Consider the following 7,690-nt stretch of genomic DNA (forward strand, 5'->3'; position numbering starts at 1 on the left):
CGTGGGTCGCGTGACAGCACCACCAAGTCGCCGCTCGCACCCGGCTCGATGACGCCCCAGGCGGCATCCGCCCGGTCGGCGAACGCCTGCCAGGCGACCTGCGCGGAGTAGCTGTGCAGCGCGTCTTCGATCGGCACCCGCTCGTGCGGGGTCCAGCCTCCGGCGGGCTCGCCCTGGGCGGTCTGCCGGGACACCGCGATCGCGATGCCGTCACGGGGATCGCCGGACGACACCGGCCAGTCGGATCCGAACGAGAGCGTCGCCCCGGACTGCTCGAGCGTGTGCATCCGGTACTGCCGGTCGGAGCGCTCCTCCCCCAGCCGCGGCACGGTGAGCACCGTCATCAGGGCGTCCTGCTGCGCCCACAACGGCTGCATGCACGCGACGACGCCGAGTTCGGCGAACCGTCCGAGGTCCTCGTCGGCGATCAGCTGAGCGTGGGCGATCACCGGACGCCGGTCGCGCTCCCCGTTTGCCTCGACAGCCGCCTGGATGGCGTCCAGCGCCTGGCGGACGGCGGCGTCGCCGATGGCGTGGATGTGGATCTGGAAGCCGGCGGCATCCACGGCGGTCACCGCGTCCGCGAGAGCGTCCCCGTCGCCCCACACCTGCATGCCGTGCCGCGCGGAGCCGTCCGAATGCGAGTGAAGACCCGAGCAGTAGGGCTCGAGCACCGCGCCGGTCTCGTTCTCGACGACCCCGTCCGCGAAGAACTTCACGGTGTGGGCGGTCAGCAGCGGGTCGGCCGCCTCTTCGACGCGGCGGCGCGCCTCGATCATCTGCGGCAGCTGCTCGTCGAACGAGCGCGGGTCGGCGTAGTGCGCCAGGTTGAAGCGGATCGGCAGGATGCCGCGGCCGGCCGCCTCGACGTAGATGTCGACGTCGCCGGGCTCCACCCAGGCATCCTGCACCCACGTCACGCCGCGCGCGAGGTAGTAGCGGCCGGCCGTCTGCAGGGCGCGCAGGCGCACCTCGTCGGGGCGCGCGGGCGCCACGTCGGCCACGAGGTCGACCGCGCCCCATTCGCGCAGGGTGCCGAGCGGCTCGCCGTCCTCGCGATGCGGGATCTCGCCGAGCACGGGGTCGGCGGTGTCGCGCGTGATACCCGCGCGCCGCAGCGCCTCGGAGTTCACCCAGACGGTGTGGTAGTCCCACGCACGCAGCACGACCGGCCGGTCGTCCACGGCCCGGTCGAGCCAGCGGGCGTCGAAGAGGCCCGACTCGGCGAGGCTGCCGTCGTACGAGGCGCCGAAGATCCACTCCGAGTCGGGGTCGTCCGGGTCGACGGGATGCGCGGCCGCATAGCGGGCGACCTCGGCGACGATCTCGTCGATCGACGTGCAGGCCCGCACGTCCGGGCCCTCGGACTCGAGACCGCCGAACAGCGGGTGCGCGTGCCCGTCGCCCCACGACGCCATCACGAACGCGCCCTGCAGGTCGATGCGGCGGGTGTCGTCGTCCGCTGCGCTCTCGGCCTCCTCGTCGAGCGCGGCGATGCGGTCGCCGTCGAGCAGCAGCGTGTGCGCGGCGGGGATGCCGGGGCCACGCCAGACGGTGCCTCCGGACAGGAGGGTGGTGGTCATCGGGTCTCCTCGGGTTCGTGCGCGAGACCGCGCACGTCAGGGCCACCATGCTATCGGTGGCATACCAGGCGACGCGACGCTGCCGGGCGCTCACTCGCAGGCGATGCCGTCGCCGTCCCGGTCGAGCCTGCGGGAGTACCCGGGCTGGCCGCGGTACAGGGGTGCCTTGCCCGCCGCGCGCACGGCCGCGCAGTTCGCGTAGGACACGCTTCCGGGCGCGGTGGTCTGCGTCGGCGTCGTCGCCTTCGGGGTCACCGTGACGGGCGGCGCGATCGCACCGGCGGTGCCGACCAGGGCGTCGCGGTATGCCGGCTGGGCAGGGCAGGCCGCGAGCACGCGGCCCATGGCCGCCTTCTCGGCCGCGGTCACCCACAGCCGATATGCGGCCTTCACCGAGATCTGCGTGGCCACGTACCGGCAGCGGAACGCCTTGTTCGGCGGCAGCCAGGTCGCGGCATCCCCGTCGCCCTTCGCCTCGTTGGTGGGACCGTCGACCGCGAGCAGGTTCAGCGGGTCGTTGCCGAGCAGCTCGCGCTGCGCCGCGGTGAGCCTCTGCGCGCCGGTCTGCCACGCGTCGCTGAGCGCCACGACGTGGTCGATCTGCACGGCCGTCGAGGTGCGCACGCCGCGGACGAAGTGGATCTGCACGGCCGTGTACGGGTCGTTCAGGATGCCGGAGAGCACGACGCACGATCCGCGCAGCGTGAGGTGCCGCAGGTCGCGGCGGAGGATGTCGTTGCGGGTGTCGCAGCCGTTGTGGTCGACGTCGGCCCAGGCCGGGCCGAACTGGATGCGCGCGTAGCCGGTCTTCGGGGCGCGGCCCTTGACCGGCAGGGTCTTCAGCAGTGCCAGCGCGGTGCCGGCGGCGGGCCTCGGCTCGGGCGCGTGCGTCGCGGGCGGCCGCGGTGCGGGGGTCGTGGGGTCGGGTGCCGTCGAGGCGGATGCCCCGGCATCCGTCGCGGGCGACGAGGCGGCGGCATCCGTGCGCTGCGGAGCCTGTCCGTGCGGGGCGTTCTCGGCGGCGAGACCGATCACGACGCACACCACCACGACGATGCCGCCCCAGATCCACGTGCCCTTGCCCCGCATGCCCGCCCCTTCAGCCGCCCCAGTCTACGGGCGGGCGACGCGTTTCGTCTCGCTTCGCTCGCTCAACGACCGGGGGTGCGCTCGCTCAACGACCGGGAGGGGGCGCTCGCTCAACGGCCGGGAGGGTGCGCTCGCTCAACGACCGGGCGGGTGCGGCGGGAACGAGAGAGGGGGCCGGGCCCGAAGGCCCGACCCCCTCTCGGGAAGTCAGAAGACTTACTTGACGATCTTCGTGACCGTGCCGGCGCCGACGGTGCGGCCACCCTCACGGATCGCGAACCCGAGGCCCTCTTCCATGGCGATCGGCTGGATGAGCTCGACCGACATGTCGGTGGTGTCACCGGGCATGACCATCTCGGTGCCCTCGGGCAGCGAGATGACGCCGGTCACGTCCGTGGTGCGGAAGTAGAACTGCGGGCGGTAGTTCGTGTAGAAGGGGTTGTGACGGCCACCCTCGTCCTTGGACAGGATGTACGCGGTGCCCTCGAAGTTGGTGTGCGGCGTGACCGAACCCGGCTTCACGACGACCTGGCCGCGCTCGACCTCGTCGCGCTTGAGACCGCGGAGCAGCAGACCGCAGTTCTCGCCGGCCCAGGCCTCGTCGAGCTGCTTGTGGAACATCTCGATACCGGTGACCGTGGTCTTCTGCGTCGGGCGGATGCCGACGATCTCGACCTCGGAGTTGATGGCCAGGGTGCCGCGCTCGGCACGACCGGTGACGACGGTGCCACGACCGGTGATCGTGAAGACGTCCTCGATCGGCATGAGGAAGGGCTTGTCACGGTCGCGCACCGGGTCCGGGATGGACTCGTCGACGGCGTCCATGAGCTCGACGATCTTCTCGGCCCACTCGGCGTCGCCCTCGAGAGCCTTGAGGCCCGAGACGCGGACGACCGGAGCGTCGTCGCCGGGGAAGCCCTGCGACGAGAGCAGTTCGCGGACCTCGAGCTCGACGAGCTCCAGGATCTCCTCGTCGTCGACCATGTCGGCCTTGTTCAGCGCGACGAGCAGGTAGGGCACGCCGACCTGCTTGGCGAGCAGCACGTGCTCGCGCGTCTGGGCCATCGGGCCGTCGGTGGCGGCGACCACGAGGATCGCGCCGTCCATCTGAGCAGCACCGGTGATCATGTTCTTGATGTAGTCGGCGTGACCCGGGGCGTCCACGTGGGCGTAGTGACGCTTCGGGGTCTCGTACTCGACGTGCGAGATGTTGATCGTGATGCCGCGCTGGCGCTCTTCGGGAGCCGAGTCGATCGACGAGAAGTCACGCACGACGTTGACAGCCGACGGGTACTTGTCGGCGAGCACCTTCGAGATCGCCGCGGTGAGCGTCGTCTTGCCGTGGTCGACGTGTCCGATCGTTCCGATGTTCACGTGCGGCTTGGTCCGCTCGAACTTGGCCTTGGCCACTGGGTCCTCCTCAGGACGGTCATGCAGCAGTCTCGGACGCTGGTTCGCGCCCGGCACGCTACGGGGTTTGTTTCAGTCTAGATGACTGGGTCGGTGTGATTCTGTGAAGTTGTGGGCGCTCCGGATGCCGCCGCGCTTGGCGATGCTAGCAAACGCCGGCATCCGGAGCAGGGTCCGAGTCTCGGGAGACTTACTCGCCCTTGGTCTTCTGGACGATCTCGTCGGCCACGGCCTTGGGGACCTCGGAGTAGCTGTCGAACTCCATCGAGTACACGGCGCGGCCCGAGGTCTTCGAGCGCAGGTCGCCGATGTAGCCGAACATCTCGGACAGCGGCACGAGTGCCCGCACGACCTTGACGCCGGCGGCATCCTCCATCGACTGGATCTGGCCGCGGCGGCTGTTCAGGTCGCCGATGACGTCGCCCATGTACTCCTCGGGCGTGCGCACCTCGACCGCCATGAGCGGCTCGAGGATGACCGGGCTGGCCTTGCGCACGGCCTCCTTGAAGCCCATGGAGCCCGCGATCTTGAACGCCATCTCGGACGAGTCGACGTCGTGCGACGCGCCGTCCATGAGGATCGCCTTCACGCCGACCATCGGGTAGCCGGCGAGCACGCCGACGTTCATGGCGTCCTGGAAGCCCTGGTTGGTGGGCTCGATGTACTCGCGCGGGATGCGGCCACCGGTGACCTTGTTCTCGAACTCGTACGTCTTCTCGGCCGTGACCTCGAGGGGCTCGAGCGCGAACTGGATCTTCGCGAACTGGCCGGAACCACCGGTCTGCTTCTTGTGCGTGTAGTCGTGGCGCTCGACGACCTTGCGGATCGTCTCGCGGTAGGCCACCTGGGGCTTGCCCACGTTGGCCTCGACCTTGAACTCGCGCTTCATGCGGTCGACGAGGATGTCGAGGTGCAGCTCGCCCATGCCCTTGATGACCGTCTGGCCGGTCTCGGCGTTCTGCTCGACGCGGAAGGTCGGGTCCTCTTCGGCCAGCTTCTGGATCGCGACGCCCAGCTTCTCCTGGTCGGCCTTGGTCTTCGGCTCGATGGCGACCTCGATCACCGGCTCCGGGAAGGTCATCGACTCGAGCACGACCTGGTTGGCGGAATCCGACAGGGTGTCGCCCGTCGTGGTGTCCTTCAGGCCGATGACGGCGTAGATGTGACCCGCGGTGACCGACTCGACCGGGTTCTCCTTGTTGGCGTGCATCTGGAAGATCTTCCCGATGCGCTCCTTCTTGCCCTTGGTCGCGTTGATGACCTGGGCGCCGGAGTCGAGGTGACCCGAGTAGACGCGGATGTAGGTCAGGCGGCCGAAGAACGGGTGCGAGACGATCTTGAACGCGAGGGCCGCGAACGGCTCGTCACGGTCGGCGTGGCGCTCGATGATGCGCTCTTCGTCCTTGGGGTCGTGCGCCTCGATGGCGGGCACGTCGAGGGGCGAGGGCAGGTAGTCCACGACCGCGTCGAGCATCGGCTGCACGCCGCGGTTCTTGAACGCCGAGCCGCAGAGCACCGGGTAGAGCTCGCCGGCGATCGTCATCTTGCGGATGGCGCCCTTGATCTCGGGGATGGTGAGCTCCTCGCCGCCGAAGTACTTCTCGAGCAGCGCGTCGTCGGACTCGGCGACGGTCTCGAGCAGCTGGTGGCGGTACTCCTCGGCCTTCTCCTGGAGGTCGGCGGGGATCTCCTGCACCTCGTACTTGGCGCCCATGGTGACGTCACCCTTGGCGTCGCCCGGCCAGACCAGGGCGCGCATCTCGATGAGGTCGACGACGCCGACGAAGTCGCTCTCCGCACCGATCGGCAGCTGCAGCACGAGCGGCTTGGCCTTCAGGCGGTTGATGATCGTGTCGACCGTGAAGTAGAAGTCGGCACCGAGCTTGTCCATCTTGTTGACGAAGCAGATGCGCGGCACGTCGTACTTGTCGGCCTGACGCCACACCGTCTCGGACTGGGGCTCGACGCCCTCCTTGCCGTCGAAGACGGCGACGGCACCGTCGAGCACGCGAAGCGAGCGCTCGACCTCGACCGTGAAGTCCACGTGGCCGGGGGTGTCGATGATGTTGATCTGGTTCTTGTCCCAGAAGCAGGTGACGGCGGCCGACGTGATCGTGATGCCGCGCTCCTGCTCCTGCTCCATCCAGTCGGTGGTGGCAGCGCCGTCGTGCGTTTCGCCGATCTTGTGGTTGACGCCCGTGTAGAACAGGATGCGCTCGGTCGTCGTCGTCTTGCCGGCATCGATGTGCGCCATGATGCCGATGTTGCGGACCTTGTTGAGGTCGGTGAGCACGTCTTGTGCCACGGGATGTCTTCCTTACGTTTCGTGTGAAAGTTCACGGGGATGCCGGCCGGGGAGATTGTCTCCGGCCGGCATCCGGGTCGCTGGTGATTACCAGCGGTAGTGCGCGAAGGCGCGGTTCGACTCGGCCATCTTGTGGGTGTCTTCGCGGCGCTTGACCGCGGCACCGAGGCCGTTCGAGGCGTCCAGGATCTCGTTCTGGAGACGCTCGGTCATGGTCTTCTCACGGCGGCCCTTGGCGTAGCCGACGAGCCAGCGCAGGGCCAGCGTGTTGGCACGGTGGGGCTTGACCTCGACCGGGACCTGGTAGGTCGAACCGCCGACGCGGCGGCTCTTGACCTCGAGGGTGGGGCGCACGTTGTCGAGCGCCTTCTTGAGGGTGGCGACGGCGTCGGAGCCGGTCTTGGCCTCGACGCCCTGGAGGGCGCCGTACACGATCGACTCGGCGAGCGACTTCTTGCCGTCGACGAGGATCTTGTTCACGAGCTGCGTGACGATCGGTGCGCCGTAGACCGGGTCGTTGACCACGGGGCGCTTGGGGGCGGGACCCTTGCGAGGCATCTGACTCAACCCTTCTTCGCGCCGTAGCGGCTGCGAGCCTGCTTACGGTTCTTGACGGCCTGCGTGTCCAGCGCACCGCGGACGATGCGGTAGCGGACACCCGGGAGGTCCTTCACACGACCACCGCGCACGAGCACCAGCGAGTGCTCCTGCAGGTTGTGGCCCTCACCGGGGATGTAGGCCGTGACCTCGGTGCCGTTGCGCAGCTTCACACGGGCGACCTTGCGCATCGCCGAGTTCGGCTTCTTGGGGGTGGTGGTGTACACGCGGGTGCACACGCCGGCCTGCTGCGGGTTCGACTTCAGAGCGGGAGCCTTGGTCTTGGAGACCTTCGGCGAACGCCCCTTGCGGACCAACTGCTGAATGGTTGGCACGTTCTCTCCTTGATAGTGCTGCACGGTGACAGCGTTCGTGTCTCATCTGCGGCGGCCGTGGCGGATGCCGGGGCATCCGATTCGGGTGGTTGCAGACTCACGCGGACCCACCCGCGGGATCTGCATCCTGGCGGTGCTTGTTCCTGATGAGGGTGGGTATGCCGTGGGGGTGACCTGTTCGCAGGTCGTTCCCTGAGGTGCGGCGCGCGTGCGGCGTACGACATGCCGAGGCATGACGGACGGCGCGCAATGCGCACACAGGGTCTACTATACGCGGGCGCGGGGAAGCCGGTCAACACGGGCCAGCCGCCGGCACGGGTCAGGGAACGACCAGCAGCACCGTCAGCAGCACCGCGGCGACGACCACCACG

General features: G+C 68.9%; 6 protein-coding genes. All 6 read right to left on the reverse strand.

Translation table 11 applies throughout. From position 1 onward, the window contains the following. Positions 1-1,583, reverse strand: a 1,583-nt coding sequence (locus tag VJR25_RS10745) for an amidohydrolase (protein WP_324114965.1), incomplete at its 3' end; no start/stop codon positions are given. A gap of 90 nt (positions 1,584-1,673) precedes the next feature. Continuing rightward, a complete protein-coding gene (locus VJR25_RS10750; RefSeq protein ID WP_324114966.1) occupies positions 1,674-2,672 on the reverse strand; it encodes an excalibur calcium-binding domain-containing protein in 999 nt (332 codons plus the stop codon). Positions 2,673-2,888: 216 nt separating this feature from the next. Further along, positions 2,889-4,082 (reverse strand): elongation factor Tu, encoded by a 1,194-nt coding sequence (tuf, locus tag VJR25_RS10755; RefSeq protein ID WP_324114967.1) that lies wholly within the window; start codon positions 4,080-4,082, stop codon positions 2,889-2,891. A gap of 190 nt (positions 4,083-4,272) precedes the next feature. Then, positions 4,273-6,387, reverse strand: coding sequence for an elongation factor G (gene fusA, locus VJR25_RS10760; RefSeq protein ID WP_324114968.1), 2,115 nt, complete (start codon positions 6,385-6,387; stop codon positions 4,273-4,275). Positions 6,388-6,474: 87 nt separating this feature from the next. Continuing rightward, the gene (gene rpsG / locus VJR25_RS10765) at positions 6,475-6,945 is read right to left on the reverse strand and encodes a 30S ribosomal protein S7 (protein ID WP_324114969.1); all 471 of its coding nucleotides are present in this window, start codon (positions 6,943-6,945) and stop codon (positions 6,475-6,477) included. A 5-nt stretch (positions 6,946-6,950) separates the two neighbouring features. Continuing rightward, entirely contained in the window at positions 6,951-7,319 is a 369-nt protein-coding gene (gene rpsL / locus VJR25_RS10770; protein WP_324114970.1) for a 30S ribosomal protein S12, read from the reverse strand. Between the last annotated feature and the right edge of the window lie 371 nt (positions 7,320-7,690).

It is taken from the genome of Microbacterium sp., assembly GCF_035277845.1.
Lineage (GTDB): Bacteria > Actinomycetota > Actinomycetes > Actinomycetales > Microbacteriaceae > Microbacterium.

Bases quoted from the DNA above. Each gene is read 5' to 3' on its own strand.
- VJR25_RS10750 (WP_324114966.1), bottom strand. From the start codon at position 2,672: ATGCGGGGCAAGGGCACGTGGATCTGGGGCGGCATCGTCGTGGTGGTG.
- rpsG (WP_324114969.1), bottom strand. From the start codon at position 6,945: ATGCCTCGCAAGGGTCCCGCCCCCAAGCGCCCCGTGGTCAACGACCCG.